Here is a 15,374-nt window from a genome sequence, read left to right on the forward strand (position 1 = left end):
AATCTCGCTCGACTTGCATGTGTTAAGCACGCCGCCAGCGTTCGTCCTGAGCCAGGATCAAACTCTCTAAATAAATTGCTGGCTTGTTACATTTTGTTACTTTAATGTTGCTTGTCCTAAAGACTCGCAACTAATTTGCTTGGGTTTGTGTGCACTATTCTATTTTCAAATACCTTTTTCAATACTCGGCTTGTCTCTTTCGAGTCAGCTTTTATAGCTTACTTTATTTTGTTTCTTTTGTCAACTACTTTTTATTTTTTACTTAATTTTTGTGTTATTGTTACAATTTCTTGTGACTTTATTTATTATAAAAACATTTTTGCGTTTTGTCAACCACTTTTTATCTTTTTCCATCTTGATTTTAAAATATTAGATACTGTGGCTTGTTTCGACTTTTCCTATTATAGAGACTATCCTTGTTTTTGTCAATAGTTTTTTAAAAAAAGATAAAAGCTTAATCAAGTAGATTATGCCCTTATCTTCTCTACTTGCACATAAAGCACACTGTTACTCGAGATCTTACTTTATATCAGATGTTGATTCACGCTCAATTAGTTTATGTGGAACGTATAAACTTTTTACCTCATCTTTGTGACCGTCAAGCATTTTTATTAACATTCTTGCGCATAGTGCTCCTATATCGTACATTGGTTGAGCAATAGTAGTAATAGATGGGGTTAACCATTCAGAAACTGTAAAATTATTAAAACCTGCAACGCTCATATCTTGAGGCACTTTCAATCCTTTTTCTTCTAATTTGCGAATAGCTCCTAGAGCCATCTCATCATTAAGGGCAAAAACTGCTGTCGGTAAATCCTCTAATTTCAGCAATTCTTCCATTAAATCGAATCCCCCCTTAATAGAGTATTTACCATCAAAAACATACTCTTTTCTATAAGCGATACCCTGTGATTCTAATGCTCTTTTATACCCCTTTTTCCTCTCTATTCCAACAAAAGATGTTTCATCTTCATCATCAAAAAAGGCAATCCTTTTATGTCCATTTTCAATAAGGTGCATTGTCAAATCATAACTTGCTTGCTCATTATCTATGGAAACACTAGGGATTCGATCCTCGCTATCTGTTAATGCTCCAAGCACAACAGGGATTTTACTGATAGCTATTTGATTGATCAATTCATCCTTCAATGACTTGCCAATAAATAAAATTCCATCACATTGCTTTTCAATAAATACATTAAAATACTTTAATTCTTTTTGGGCATCCGAATCTGTATTACATAAAATAATATTATAATCATATATATTACATACATCTTCAACACCTCTTACAACATTAGTGTAAAAGGCCTGAGATATATCAGGTATCATAATTCCTAAAGTATTTGTCTTTTGCATTTTAAGACTTCTTGCAATGGCATTAGGTTTATACCCTGTTTTTTCAATAGCATCTAGTACTCTTTTTTTTGTTTCTTCATTAACCAATGGTATATTATTTAGTACTCTTGATACAGTAGCTACAGATACATTTGCCTCTCTTGCTACATCTTTAATTTTTACACTCATTAAAATCCTCCTCTTAATTAAGTATATATCGTACAAATTACTGATTTGCTATATACTGTCGATACAATCTTATTTACTACTTTATCAATAAAGAAAACGATATTATCAAATATGATATTTATTAAATCGTCTGCATTATCCCTAACTGTAATTTGATCTGCTTCATCTAGAGTAATATCTTCATCAGATAAAATTGATGTTGATTCTATGTCTAAGTTTGTTACTTTAGGACTATTGAAATCTACCTCTAATGGATGAGATGATATAATTCCACCAGCTAAATTAATGCCGTAGACTTTAAATACTTTAGGGCTATTTACAAAGCGATCCGTGTAAAACATTGTAGCTTCACCATCATTTATTCGAATACTTCCGATTACAGCTTCTAAAGGTTCTCCCTTTTTTACTGTTTTTATAGGGATAATCTCATTACCCTCTAAATCTGTGGCTATTAATGTATAATAATCCACTTCTCTGCCATTTTCATCTGCACTTTTACTCCATTGTAATGTATGGCGAATTTTGTCATATCCTAAATTTTCAGCATCTACTAAGGCTAGATTTGGTCTTGAAACAATCTTATGGGCAACTTCAACACCAGATGCTCTTTCCCAATATTCAATTAATTTAGGCAATTCAAGAGCAAGAGGAATTTGCCTGTTTTCTTGGGGGTTTATATTATATATAGAATAATTATAACTACTACTTTTATTTATAGTACCAGAGTAATATCTACCCATAATATCTTCAAAATAGTATATACGTTTTGCCGTTGGCGAACCATAAAATTGGACATAATCCTCAGCTACAATTTCAGTGATACTCCATTCATGGCCATTGACATAGCTTTCCGTTACCTTTTGGAACTCTTCTAGATTTCTAGCTCTGTATAATTCTGTGTCTTTCCATTGTTCAAAGGTTTTATTCTCATATTTTATCAGATAGTATAAAGTGAAGTGATGACCGTATTCATGGGATAGCGTCTTTGCAAAGTCCTCTACTTTATCTTTATCTTTTAGATTGTACAAATCTATGAAGTTGTTTTTACTAAGAACTACTTTTTCTTTACCTAATAGCTGCACCTTCTTGTAAGAAGCATTGTATAATCCTTCTTCCTTTCCACCACTCGGATTACCACTGTATAGATTAATGGTTTTTAAGTAGGCTAATTCTTCGCCATGAGTATTTTTTACTAATTCTTCGTAAACTTCTACTAATCTATTTTCTGTCCAATTATCTGTATAACTTTTTATTGTAATTCCTGTGTCTGATGTGTATTCACACTGTAATACTTCTTTCCCTTGAGTAATACTCGGAAAAAAAAACAATATAAAAAGAGCCATTAGTATTGGTTTATATTTCATTTCTTTTCCTATTTATCTTATCATTTGACATAATCTTATAACTTAGTAGTATATTTATTTTCACAGCACGACTTTCATATTTCATAGTATCTTTCATAATTTTATCCTCCTGCTGCTATTTTATATTATGGATATATTTACAAGCAATACAACTACCCTTATTATACTATATTAATGCTATTTTTATTGAAGATTTTATGATTTAATATTCGAATCAGCAGATTAGCTCGCAGAAATAAGGATATTTTCGTGCTCGCACGAAAAACAAGAAAGGGCCTGCAACGCATTAGTCGTTAGTCACGAGCGTTAGGATATTCCTTTTGGGTCAAGATCCTTCGCTTGCGCTCAGGATGATGGGCAGGAGTTAAGGACAAAAGCAGGACTTTCCTATTACAAAATGAAAACACAGGCTCCAAAAAGAACCTGTGCATCTACTTTACTACGGTATACTGATCCCCATAATTTACTTCATCAAACACAAAAGAATCTCTTATACCTGATGTGAGATATATTTTATGATCTTTTGTAACAAAAATTCCTTCTACATCATCAATGCTTTCGATTAACTTCATACCGTCTTTTAGACCTAAAACAAAGGTGCTCGTAGAAAGACCATCTCCGTCTACAGAAAGTTTTGATAATATGGTTACTTGCCTTATTTCATTATCCGCAGGGTATCCTGTCGCTGGATTAAGAATATGATGGTATCTCTTTCCTTCCACTTCAAAGTATCTTTCATAATCGCCAGATGATACTACAGATAAATCTCTATCGTCAATTACACCAAGATATGCGCCTCTATCTGAATTAGGATCTTGTACACCTATTTTAAAGCCCGAATTGTCTGGCTTGCCTCCAACCAGTAGAACATTACCACCTAGATTGATAATCGCATTTTTTACATCGTTTTCTACTAGTATTTCTTTTACCTCATCAGCAATATATCCTTTAGCAATAGCGCCTAAGTTCGCTATCATGCCTTTATCTTTCAAGAAAATAGTGTTATTTTCTTCGTCAATAATCATATTATTATAATTGACTTTAGATAATGTGGTTTGTAATTCTTCCTCTGTTGGTACGTAACCATTTGGAGGATTAATTGCCCACAAATCTACTAATGGTCCTGTTGTGACATCAAAGAGGCCATTTGTATACTCAGAATACTTTAAGCTTGCTTTCATGACTTCCATCGTTTCCTTAGAAACTTCAACAGGCTTGATCCCTGCATTTTCCTTTACTTTCCATAAGTCACTACCTTCAATGTGTATACTTAGTATTTCCTCTAAAGCCCCTATTCTTTCCATAGCTTTATCAATAACTTCTGCGCTTTTATTGTTGGGATTGTATATTTTTATATCTACAACCGTGTCTAAGTAGAAATCTGTTTTTGACACATACTCCTGTTGTACATCTTGATTACTTTTGTTATCTGTGCATCCAGCAATAGTGAACAGCGTGGTGATAATTGCTAAAATACAAAATAGTTTTTTCAATAAGTACACCACTTTCTCTTTCAAAATAAGGCTTTAGTAGCGAGGGGTCCCTACTAAAGCCTTAATATTTTATAACATTAGATTTTTGCTGTCAAATATTATTTATTTGTTGCAGATTTGAATAACTCTTCATATTCATTTACATGAATAGAAACCCCTGTAATTGCATCCGTGTGACCCTTGTCATCAGTATAGTTTACTTCAAACCCTTGGTTTTCAATTACGAATGCATCCACCTTTTCAGCATTTCCTTTCCAGTCCATACCATAATCCATACCTAGTTCAACCTTACCTAATGGTGCAGTTTCATCTGGGTTGCCATCTTTATCTGCTTTGTAGAACTTAGCAGTATCGTCGCTGAATTCTCCAGCAAAAATAGCATTTAAATTAGAATCCATAATTGTTCCATTTACGATAATTAGGTCTAATCTGTATTCCCATGCATTAGTAGGATCAAATTCTGGATCAGCTTTGTCAACTGGAATCGTTGCAGTTGCTACGTAATCTTCAGGAGTTGTATATGTACCTTCAGCAACTGGACCTGCTTCTAAAGCTTTCTTTGCTAAATCAAAAAACTCTACTACGTGAATTGATACAGTAGAGCCTGCATCTGTCTTAAGTGCATCAGTGTGTCCTTCATCATCTGTGTAAGTGATCTTAGAAGGATCTTGGTTTTCAATTAACCATTTTTCAGCTGCAGCTGCTTGATCATGCCAAGCACCAGCTTTTGCTACTGCTTCCATTCCGTATTCGCCTTTTTCAGAAAGTGTTCTCTTATTGCCTACAGGTTGAACATTTGTTCCACCCCAATCAGCATCAGTGATTTTTCCACCTTCAACTTTTAAAACAACAAAATATTTGTAGCCACTTCCTTCTGCAAAAGAATCCTCTTCAGCAAAGTAGACACCATCTTGTAGAGTAGCATCTGCTTCAGAACCTTTTTCCTCTGGTGCTGTAGGAGCTTGTGAAGCTTTTTCCTCAGTAGTACAACCAACTACAAAAGAGCCTACTAGAAATACTGATAACAGTAATACTAATAGTTTTTTCATTGTGTTTCCCCCTTATTGAATTATATTTATCGACAATGTTATTTTAACATCACTATTAGGGTTGGTCAATATATTTGAACTCATTTCCGCATATTTTTTTTACCCAACTTTAACCATGTAACAAAAGTGTAACAGTAAACGAAATCATGCAAATATTTTACAATAATATACCTTGACAAAGATATTCATTAAGATTAAACTAACATTTAAATAGTTGAATATAAACAATGCAATGAAGAGGAATAGTAAGATTTCTAAAGCTTTAAGAGAGCTGTTGTGTGGTGCAAAACAGTAGCCTAAGCAATCCGAACTCACCTCCAAGTATCGAGCTGAACAAACAGTAGGCGAGACGGTTTCCAACCGATACATTGGAAAGATATGAATATTAAACTCATATCTACAGAGTGCATACAATACCCGTATGAATCAGAGTGGTACCACGTGAGAATATAATCTCTCGTCTCTAGTAATTTAGAGACGAGAGATTTTTTTTGCGCGAACTCAACGAGAAAGTGCCTTTGGCACTTTAGTCACTAGCGTGTGGGTATTACTTTGGGGTCAAGATCCTTCGCTTACGCTCAGGATGACTGCCGGGAGCTAAGGTCTTTACCTCACGTAAAGGCCAATATGCTTTTTTCAGCTTTCTGCTTTCAGCATTTAGCTTTTAGGTTTTTCCCATCCAGCGAACCAACGGACCAACAAATAAATAAATGAAAGAGAGGAATTAGAATGAAAAATTACGGCAAATACAGTAAATCCTATTTTATGCCACCTGTACCGAGTACAAATTGGGTACATAAAAGCCATATAGAGGATGCTCCCTTATGGTGTAGTGTTGATTTAAGAGATGGAAATCAAGCCTTAGTAATTCCAATGGATTTAGATAAAAAGGTAGAATTTTTTACTTATTTAGTTCATCTAGGTTTCAAAGAAATCGAAGTTGGCTTTCCAGCAGCTTCGGAAACGGAGTATAATTTTTTAAGACGACTAATTGAAGATGATCTAATTCCTGATGATGTAACTATTCAAGTGTTGACTCAATCAAGAGAACATATCATCAAAAAAACCTTTGAAGCTTTGAAGGGTGTAAAGAATGCTATCGTCCACTTATACAATTCTACCTCACTTGCTCAAAGAGAACAGGTATTTAAGAAATCTCAAGATGAGATCATTGAGTTAGGTGTTTTAGGAGCTAAGTTGCTAAAAGAGTATGCCGAGAAGGAAGAAGGAAATTTCCGGTTTGAATATTCACCTGAAAGCTTCACCGGAACCGAGATGGAGTTTGCTCTTAAAATATGTAATGCAATTTTAGATATATGGCAGCCTAGTAAAGATAATAAAGTCATTATCAACCTTCCTTCGACAGTTCAAGTTTCCATGCCTCACGTATATGCTAGCCAAATTGAATACATGTCCGAAAACTTAAAATATAGAGATCATGTTATTATTTCTATACATCCACACAATGATAGAGGTTGTGCTATTGCAGAAGCAGAAATGGGCTTACTTGCTGGCGCACAAAGAGTTGAAGGTACCTTGTTTGGAAATGGCGAACGAACAGGAAATGTAGACTTAGTCACAGTTGCTCTAAATTTGTTCTCCCATGGAATAGATCCAAAGCTAAATTTTGAGAATATTCCTGATGTGGTTCACTTTTACGAACGAATTACAGGCATGTTTGTGCCACCAAGACAGCCATACAGTGGTGAATTGGTATTTGCCGCATTTTCAGGTTCACATCAAGATGCTATTGCCAAAGGAATGCAATATAGAGGAGATCATCAAATTACAGGGTGGAGCGTACCTTATTTACCTATTGACCCGCAAGATATCGGCAGAGAGTATGGAAGCGATGTTATCCGAATTAACAGCCAATCTGGAAAAGGCGGCATAGGCTTTATTTTAAATGAAAATTATGGCTTTGATTTACCACCAAAAATGCGTGAAGATATAGGCTATACTGTCAAAAATGCTTCTGATCACCTAAACAAGGAATTAAAGCCTAATGAAGTTTATGAAATATTTAAAAAAGACTATGTGAATGTAGAGGATAAAATAAGATTGATAGATTATCACTTTAAACGCAATGGAGAATTTGCAGTTGAACTTATCTTAAATGTAGATGGCGAGGAAAAAAGCTTTTTGGGACGTGGAAATGGTCGATTAGATTCTGTTGCTAACGCGATTAAGGAAAATCTAAATATCTCTTATACTATTCAGACCTATACAGAGCACGCCTTAGAAAGAGGATCCAACTCCTTAGCTGCTGCCTATGTAGGTATAACCATAGAAGATAAGATTATCTGGGGTGCTGGAGTAGACACAGATATTATCTTTGCATCCATCAAAGCATTAGTAAGTGCTTTAAATAGAAAATTTAAAGAGAAGTAAAAAATGGAGCTGTCGTATTTGACAGCTCCATTTTTTTACTTCTCGGTTGGTTCGTTGGTAAGCTGGACGGGAAAAACTTAAAAGCTGAAAAATCAAGCCACCAGCAATCAGCTACCAAAACTTATGCGTTTGTTTGGGGTCCTTTAGTGCCGAAGGCACATTATTTTTTTCCTCTTTCAACATTCAGCTTTCCGCTAACTTTCCAAAATTCACTCAAATTCTCATCTAGTTCCCCAACGGACTTAACAAGCCTTGCCTTTGACCAGTGCTTCGGAAATAAGTTTTTATAGCTGTATTGAGCAAAGCGAGTATCTATTAGAAGAATAACACCTCGATCTTTTTCACTACGTATTACCCTACCCACACCTTGCATTACTTTATTAAATCCTGGATACATATAAGCATACAAAAAACCCTTACCATTGATTTCGTCGTAGTATTCTTTTAACAGGTTTCGCTCTTCACCTATTTTAGGTAAGCCCACACTGACTACCACTACGCCAATCAATCGGTCTCCTCGAAGGTCGATACTTTCAGAAAAAAGCCCCCCTAAAACAGCAAAGGCGACAATGTTTTCGCCTAAGTCAAATTGATCTATGTATTCTTTTCTTTCCAACTCTGTCATAGATTTAGATTGTTTTGCTGTTTTTACTTCTGGGTGGTTTTGTACAAATATATCGTATACTTTTTCCATATATTCATAAGAAGGAAAGAAAATCATATAATTACCTTCTTTTGCTTTCATAGTATGGTAAATATATTGACAAATATCTTCGTAACTATTTTGTCTATTTTTATAGGTGGTACTTATTTGATTACATATCATCATGCACCCATTCTCTTCTGGAAATGGCGATTCTAAAATCATATGATAATCTTCATTGATGTGCCCACCTAATAATTCAATAAAGTAACTCATAGGCAATAATGTTGCAGAGAAAAATACGGAAGATACTCCTTTTTCTACGCTTTGTTTAATATACGAAGAACTATCGAGGCACACTAATTTTACGATAATCTCATCTTTATTTTTAACTTTTATAACTTTATAATTTTCTCCGTAGTACTCGCCTATGCGAATAAAATTATTTACCTCAAAATAGTACTGCAAAAGCTCATCATAAAAGGATGCTTCGCTATTGTGCTGAGCTAACCATTTGTCTCCCTTATATATAAATTCGTTGACACCAGCCATAAGATCTTCCGGTAGTTTTTCTTTATCAAATTCCTCGTCTTTCCGTATGGAAATAAAAGCCTTATTGATTTTGCCCAAAGTCTTGTATAAAGGATGTTCTTTTCCAATGAGTTTTTGAAGGCTTAGGGTTTGTTTTTTCCCAAGTTCAGCTGAGTACATATCTCGAGACCGATCTACTAGATTGTGGGCTTCGTCGATTAAAAACACGTACTTTCCCTTTTCTTCTGTAAATCGCTTTAGTGAAACTCTAGGATCAAAAATATAATTGTAATCACAAAGAACGAAATCGCTCCATAAAGTCAAATCCAAAGAAAATTCAAAGGGACAGACTGTGTGCTTTTGAGCATATTGACTAATAAGCTCTTTGGTATACGTATTTTCATTATTAAAAATATCTTCTATAGCTTCATTCAAACGGTCAAAATGCCCTTTAGCATACTCACAATATTCTGGATTACACTTTGTTTGTTCTTTAAAACATATTTTTTCTTTTGCCGTAAGGGATGTGTATTTTACTTTTAACTGTTTTTCTATCAAAGAATAAAGGGTAGACTCAACAATCTCTCTCTGAGTATTTTTAGATGTAAGATAAAAAATCTTCTCTACATTGCCTTCTGTCATAGACATAATAGATGGAAAAAGAGTAGATACGGTCTTTCCAATTCCAGTAGGTCCATTTACAAAAATTTTCTTTTGTTCTTGTATGGTCTTGTAAATAGAAATAATCAATTTTCTTTGCCCCACCCTATAGCTGTCATGAGGAAAAGATAAGGTGCTAATGCTCTCATCTCGGAGTTCTCGCCATTGATAAATCATAATTGCCCACTTAATATAATTCTTGATTAAATTCTCGTAAACATATTCTTTTAACTCATCATGAACGAAATCTCTCATAATTCTTTTTATTTCCTTAGATTCTAATTGGTAATAGGTTAATTGAACACTAATCTCTTCTAAATTGTTTTCTAAAGAATATAAAAATGCATAGACCATCCCCTGAGCCCAGTGGACCTGACTAAAATCCTCATCAATCTCATCTAAAGGAGCTCGAGTGCTCTTAATCTCATCTATGATAATTTGCCCTTCATCAAAGATAATGCCATCAATTCTACCTTGTAAGGTTATATTCATACCTTCATATTCAATTGTTCTAGATATGCTCACTTCTGAAAGATCACCTTCTTTGTATTTCTTTTGAATGCGTTGATGAGCTTTCGTTCCTTGAGCACCTCTTTGTCTTCCTGTATAACGAAAATCAATATCACCTTTTCTCAAAGTAAACTCTACTAATTCTCTAACAGGTATGGTCATTTCTTTCATATTTGTACTACGACTCCATTTTAGATACTCGCTTTAAAGCAGTCTTATAACCGTTCCCATGCTTTAGACATCTACTAACTCTACTTACGGTTGTAGAGCTAGCTCCAGTCAAATCTTGAACTTCATTAAAGGTTTTTCCCTTATTTAGTAAATCTGCTATTTCTATTCTGTGAGACATGTCCTCAATTTCATTAATCGTACACAAATCCTCTAAAAAGACCAGACACTCTTCTTGTGTTTCTAAGGTTAAAAAACTCTTAAGAAGCAACTCTACTTTCTTTTTGTCCACCTAAAGTCCTCCTATTTCTTACTTATCGCAAATCTTCTAGTTCTTTCATCCAAATGGCATTTGATGCATCACTAGGCATCCTCCAATCCCCTCTTGGAGATAGACTAACAGTACCTACTTTAGGTCCGTCTGGCATACAAGATCTTTTAAATTGTTGGGTAAAGAATCTCCTATAGAAATTTTTTAACCATTTTAATATGATTTCATCACTGTACTGTCCTTTAAAGGCTATCTTTCCTAAATAGTATACTTTTTTTGGAGAGTAACCACAACGGATTACATTAAACAAGAAAAAGTCATGTAATTCATAAGGTCCTACTAAATCTTCTGTTTTCTGTGCAATCTTTCCACTTTCATCCGGTGGAAGCAACTCTGGAGACACAGGAGTATTACAAATATCGTTTAAAATCTCTCCTATTTCTCTATCTTCATGAGTATCTGCAATCCATTGAACCAAATATCGAACTAGGGTCTTCGGCACACCAGCATTGACTCCATACATAGACATATGGTCTCCGTTATAAGTTGCCCAGCCAAGAGCTAATTCAGATAGATCTCCTGTACCGATGACAATACCACCGCTTTTATTCGCTAAATCCATTAGTATTTGCGTTCTTTCACGAGCTTGTGCATTTTCATAAGTAACATCTTGTTGATCTAAACTGTGTTCAATATCTTTAAAGTGTTGAATGCAGGCATCTTTAATGGAGATCTCTTTTATGGATACATGCAATTTTTTCATAAGCGCAATAGCATTATTATAGGTTCGATCTGTAGTACCAAAACCAGGCATAGTCACTGCTAAAATATTTTTGCGGTCACTCTTTAACTGATCACAGGTTTTAGCGCATACTAGCAAGGCAAGAGTGGAATCTAACCCTCCTGATATCCCAACTACCATTGTAGGAAATCCTATATGAGTTGCCCTTTTTCCTAGTGCCATAGTTTGAATATTAAAGATTTCTTGACAGATTGTATTTCTAGCTTGCGGGTCACTTGGTATGAAGGGATAAGCTTGAACTTTGCGCATTAGTTCATGTTGTACATCTTTTGTAGTAAAGGAAATAAAATCGTAGTATTCTTCCTTATTTCTTAAGTGTTCTCTTAGAGGCGTAGCTTTTAAACGATCGTGGTTGATTTTATCAATATCTACATCGGCAATGATCATATTTGATTCATAACAAAATCTCTCACTCTCTGCTAAGAGGGCGCCACTTTCGCATATAAGCCCATGTCCACCAAAAACTAAATCCGTAGTAGATTCTCCAAATCCACTTGATACATAAGCGTAAGCTAATATACCTCTTGCCGATTGTTGTTCAACTAGTGCTCTTCTGTATTCACTTTTTCCAACCACCTCATTGCTCGTGGATGGATTTAATATAAGAGTAGCACCTGCCTGGCAATAATAGCTGCTTGGTGGTATAGGGGCCCATAAATCTTCACAAATTTCAACGCCTACAATCAGTGGCTTATAAGTATCGTGTTGAAACAACACATCACAACCAAACAAGACATCTTGCCCGCAATACGAAATCTTTTCATTACTATCTATATTGAATCCACTTGCAAACCATCTTTTTTCATAAAATTCACCAGAACTAGGCAAGTACTTCTTAGGTACTACGGCTAATATTTGACCCTCATTAATGACAATAGCGCAATTATAAATTTGGGTTTTTACTCGTACTGGAGCTCCAATAACCACCATTAACGGATGTGGGGAAAGAAAATCGCAAATCTCTCCTATGGATTCTTCAACTTTATTTAGCAAAATATCCTGATAAAATAAATCCCCACAAGTATACCCTGATATACATAGTTCTGGGTATACTACAACCTCAACATTCTTTTCAATTACGTCTTCAATAGTTTGAATAATTTGCAATTTATTGTATTCACAATCTGCTACTTTTAATTTGGGTGTAACTGTAGCTACCCGAACATAACCTTTATCATGCATGCCCTTCACCTCTTCTTTTGGTTAATATGTACTTGCTTTTTATATTAAGCTTTTATGTATTTTTACGCAATAAATTAAACTGTTGAAAGTTGAAAGCAGAAAGCTGAAAGCGGAAAGAAAAAAATCAGTCACTAGCAATCAGCGTTCAGCTATCAGAACTTATGCATTCCTTTGGGTCTTAAGATTCTTCGCTGCGTTCAAGAATGACTGGGCTGAAACTTGGGTGGGCTTTAGAGCCTTTTAGTGCCGAGGGCACATTGCTTTTAACCCTAGTTACTGTATATCTCACCCTTGAGGCTTTAAGCGAAGGATTTTACGCTTTTAGGTTTTACTGACCACCCGACCACCCGACCACCCGACCACCTTTATTCACCTGTTCCACATACTTTCTCACTTCATTCGCCGCAATAGCTCCATCGGCTGTTGCTGTCGTTAGTTGTTTGAGCACTTTTTTTCTTACATCGCCTATGGCGTATAGACCTGGGCAAGATGTTTCCATTTTTTCATTTGTAATGATTCCACCTTCTTTGTCTATATGCACGAAATCTTTAACTAAGTGAGTATTCGGCGTGAATCCGATAAATTCAAAACAGTAATCGCAGATCATTTCAAAATACTCTTTTGTATTTTGATCTTGCAATATTGCTTTAGTTAAATGATCTTCTCCCAAAAACTTATATACTCTCGTATTCCAAAGGAATTGAATTTTGTCCTTTGGCAACATTTTTAATTTGTCTTTATCACTACAATCCATTTGACCTATGGGATTGATACTAGAAATCACAACAGATTCTGCAAATTGTGCAAGAAAAGTAGTTTGATCTACTGCGCTATCTCCTGTTCCAATTACCAGCACTCTTTTACCCTTTGTGTCAGCGCCGTCACAAACGGTGCAAAAAGAGATACCTTTCCCAATAAAATGTTCTTCATTGATAGCTCCAACTCTTTTAGGCCGACCACCTGTGGCTAAAATCACTGCACACGTCTTGTAGGCATTGTTATTGGTTTCTACTAATTTGATTGATTCATTCATATGCAAACACTGTACAGATTCATATTGAAATTGTACACTAGAATGAAAGGCTTGCTCATAGAACTCATCCATTAAATCGACGCCATTGACTCCACCAGGAAACCCAGGATAATTTCCAATGTGATAACTCTTATTGGCTAAACCACCAATAAGATCTTCTTCTATAATTAGGACCTTTAGTCCGCTTCGACCACAGTATATTCCCGTGGTTAAACCTGCTGGGCCTCCACCTATGATAATAACATCATATATTGTATTATTCATTGTGAAATGAAATAATATATCTCATAGTATTCTTATCTATTCTGTATATTTCTAAACGGTAGTTTTTTTCCATACACATTCGCCTAATTTTTCCGGACACACAAGAAGTATCACAATTGACGATTAAGATTTCATCATGGGACATCGTATCTACGGCACTAATCACTCTTTCCATGGCTGGAGTACAACCGAATCCATACAAATTTAAAGTTCTTTTCTTATCCACTTTATTCATCCTTTCATTGGGTATATCATTTCCTATTAATATATTCCAATGGGAGAACTTTGTTTACCTTATAAGACTTAGACAGGGACAATTTCTCGTAAAATACGGATAAAAGTATTCATTTCTTCTTCACTACCTATTGTAACTCTTAGGTGATTATCAATTCTAGCATGATTAAAATGTCTTACTAATATGCCTCGCTCTCTTAAAGAATAAAGCAGTTCTTTTGCGTGTATTTTAGTATGACTCATAAAAATAAAATTTGTTAAAGATGGGATTACTAGAAAACCCATACTTTTTAGTTCTTGACTTACTTTTTCTCGTGTTTCTATAATTTTATTTTTTGTTTCTTGAAAATATTCTTCATCCTTTATAGCCTGCACAGCCCCACATAATGCTAGGCGATCAAGAGGATAAGAATTGATAGAGTTTTTTACATAATTTAATGCTGAAATCAAATCTTTATGACCTAAAGCAAAACCCACTCGAAGACCTGCTAAAGATCTAGATTTGGATAGAGTTTGAACGACCAAAAGATTTGGATATTGATCAATGAACCCTACTGCGCTATTTCCACCAAAATCAATATAAGCTTCGTCGATTATCACTATCTTTTCTTTATTAAATTGTAGTATCTCTTCGATGCTTTTTAGAGAAAGGCATATGCCCGTAGGCGCATTAGGATTAGGAAGAATCACGCCACCCTTTGAATGATGCAGTTTATTTATTGGAACAGAAAAATCTTTATTTAGTTTCACTTCTTCATAAGGAATATTGTATATATTGGAGTAGACCTTATAAAAGCTATAAGTGATATCTGGAAAAAGGATAGGTTCATTTGGGTTAAAAAAAGCCATAAAGGAAAAGGCTAGAACTTCATCGGATCCATTTCCAAGAAAGACTTGTTCATCCTTTAATCCATAATAATCTGCAATGGTTTTTCTAAGCTCATCGCCATTAGGATCTGGATATAATTTTAAATTGTCATTTGCTCCATCCTTTAGAGCTTCAATTACCTTAGAGGATGGTCCATATGGATTTTCATTTGTGTTTAATTTAATATATTTCTTATCTTTAGGCTGCTCTCCAGGAGTATACGGTTCTAAGCTCTTTGCCAACTCACTCCAAAATTTGCTCATCTACACCACTCAACTTTCTTATATGATCTTAATCATCAACTACCAGCCGCTAGTCACTAGTGCTTATGCATTCCTCTTAGGTCACTTTAGGCTTAGTTTCCTAGCGGCTATTTTACAGACT

11 protein-coding genes, 1 rRNA gene and 1 other annotated feature are annotated in these 15,374 nt (G+C 34.9%); of the genes, 1 reads left to right on the plus strand and 11 read right to left on the minus strand.

Going from position 1 to position 15,374, the window contains the following annotated elements:
* From DES36_RS00005 to DES36_RS00025, 5 genes are all read right to left on the minus strand, one after another.
* Positions 1-73 (minus strand): 16S ribosomal RNA (locus DES36_RS00005); the annotation flags it as partial.
* A gap of 446 nt (positions 74-519) precedes the next feature.
* Positions 520-1,527 carry a LacI family DNA-binding transcriptional regulator gene (locus tag DES36_RS00010; protein ID WP_113919175.1) on the minus strand — a complete coding sequence of 336 codons (1,008 nt, stop codon included), beginning with the start codon at positions 1,525-1,527 and terminating at the stop codon, positions 520-522.
* A gap of 17 nt (positions 1,528-1,544) precedes the next feature.
* On the minus strand, positions 1,545-2,891 hold the full coding sequence (locus DES36_RS00015) for a hypothetical protein (RefSeq protein ID WP_113919176.1): 1,347 nt from the start codon (positions 2,889-2,891) through the stop codon (positions 1,545-1,547).
* A 431-nt stretch (positions 2,892-3,322) separates the two neighbouring features.
* Positions 3,323-4,384, minus strand: a complete 1,062-nt coding sequence (locus tag DES36_RS00020; RefSeq protein ID WP_170128111.1) for an FAD:protein FMN transferase — start codon at positions 4,382-4,384, stop codon at positions 3,323-3,325.
* A gap of 98 nt (positions 4,385-4,482) precedes the next feature.
* Positions 4,483-5,433 carry a hypothetical protein gene (locus DES36_RS00025; protein WP_113919178.1) on the minus strand — a complete coding sequence of 317 codons (951 nt, stop codon included), beginning with the start codon at positions 5,431-5,433 and terminating at the stop codon, positions 4,483-4,485.
* Positions 5,434-5,656: 223 nt separating this feature from the next.
* Positions 5,657-5,901, plus strand: a binding site (T-box leader).
* Between the two features lie 261 nt (positions 5,902-6,162).
* On the opposite strand from DES36_RS00025, the gene DES36_RS00030 reads away from it, so the two are divergent.
* On the plus strand, positions 6,163-7,824 hold the full coding sequence (locus tag DES36_RS00030; protein WP_113919179.1) for a 2-isopropylmalate synthase: 1,662 nt from the start codon (positions 6,163-6,165) through the stop codon (positions 7,822-7,824).
* 160 nt (positions 7,825-7,984) lie between these two features.
* On the opposite strand, the gene DES36_RS00035 is transcribed toward DES36_RS00030, so the two are convergent.
* The 6 genes from DES36_RS00035 to hisC form a co-directional block, all read right to left on the minus strand.
* A complete protein-coding gene (locus DES36_RS00035) occupies positions 7,985-10,339 on the minus strand; it encodes a helicase C-terminal domain-containing protein (RefSeq protein ID WP_113919180.1) in 2,355 nt (784 codons plus the stop codon).
* Between the two features lie 7 nt (positions 10,340-10,346).
* Entirely contained in the window at positions 10,347-10,628 is a 282-nt protein-coding gene (locus tag DES36_RS00040; protein ID WP_113919181.1) for a YerC/YecD family TrpR-related protein, read from the minus strand.
* A 22-nt stretch (positions 10,629-10,650) separates the two neighbouring features.
* A complete protein-coding gene (locus DES36_RS00045; RefSeq protein ID WP_113919182.1) occupies positions 10,651-12,591 on the minus strand; it encodes an NAD(+) synthase in 1,941 nt (646 codons plus the stop codon).
* A gap of 328 nt (positions 12,592-12,919) precedes the next feature.
* The gene (locus tag DES36_RS00050; protein WP_113919183.1) at positions 12,920-13,888 is read right to left on the minus strand and encodes an NAD(P)/FAD-dependent oxidoreductase; all 969 of its coding nucleotides are present in this window, start codon (positions 13,886-13,888) and stop codon (positions 12,920-12,922) included.
* Complete coding sequence (locus DES36_RS00055) at positions 13,881-14,114, minus strand: hypothetical protein (protein ID WP_113919184.1); 234 nt, start codon at positions 14,112-14,114, stop codon at positions 13,881-13,883. Before DES36_RS00055 ends, DES36_RS00050 begins: the two co-directional genes overlap by 8 nt.
* Before the next feature lie 77 nt (positions 14,115-14,191).
* A complete protein-coding gene (gene hisC, locus DES36_RS00060) occupies positions 14,192-15,253 on the minus strand; it encodes a histidinol-phosphate transaminase (protein WP_113919185.1) in 1,062 nt (353 codons plus the stop codon).
* Between the last annotated feature and the right edge of the window lie 121 nt (positions 15,254-15,374).

It is taken from the genome of Alkalibaculum bacchi, assembly GCF_003317055.1.
Taxonomy (GTDB): domain Bacteria; phylum Bacillota; class Clostridia; order Eubacteriales; family Alkalibacteraceae; genus Alkalibaculum; species Alkalibaculum bacchi.

What these genes read in the sequence shown, in the direction of transcription:
- DES36_RS00010 (WP_113919175.1), bottom strand. Translation starts at nt 1,527, where the DNA reads ATGAGTGTAAAAATTAAAGATGTAGCAAGAGAGGCAAATGTATCTGTA.
- DES36_RS00015 (WP_113919176.1), bottom strand. Translation starts at nt 2,891, where the DNA reads ATGAAATATAAACCAATACTAATGGCTCTTTTTATATTGTTTTTTTTT.
- DES36_RS00025 (WP_113919178.1), bottom strand. Translation starts at nt 5,433, where the DNA reads ATGAAAAAACTATTAGTATTACTGTTATCAGTATTTCTAGTAGGCTCT.
- DES36_RS00030 (WP_113919179.1), top strand. Translation starts at nt 6,163, where the DNA reads ATGAAAAATTACGGCAAATACAGTAAATCCTATTTTATGCCACCTGTA.
- DES36_RS00035 (WP_113919180.1), bottom strand. Translation starts at nt 10,339, where the DNA reads ATGAAAGAAATGACCATACCTGTTAGAGAATTAGTAGAGTTTACTTTG.
- DES36_RS00045 (WP_113919182.1), bottom strand. Translation starts at nt 12,591, where the DNA reads ATGCATGATAAAGGTTATGTTCGGGTAGCTACAGTTACACCCAAATTA.
- DES36_RS00050 (WP_113919183.1), bottom strand. Translation starts at nt 13,888, where the DNA reads ATGAATAATACAATATATGATGTTATTATCATAGGTGGAGGCCCAGCA.
- hisC (WP_113919185.1), bottom strand. Translation starts at nt 15,253, where the DNA reads ATGAGCAAATTTTGGAGTGAGTTGGCAAAGAGCTTAGAACCGTATACT.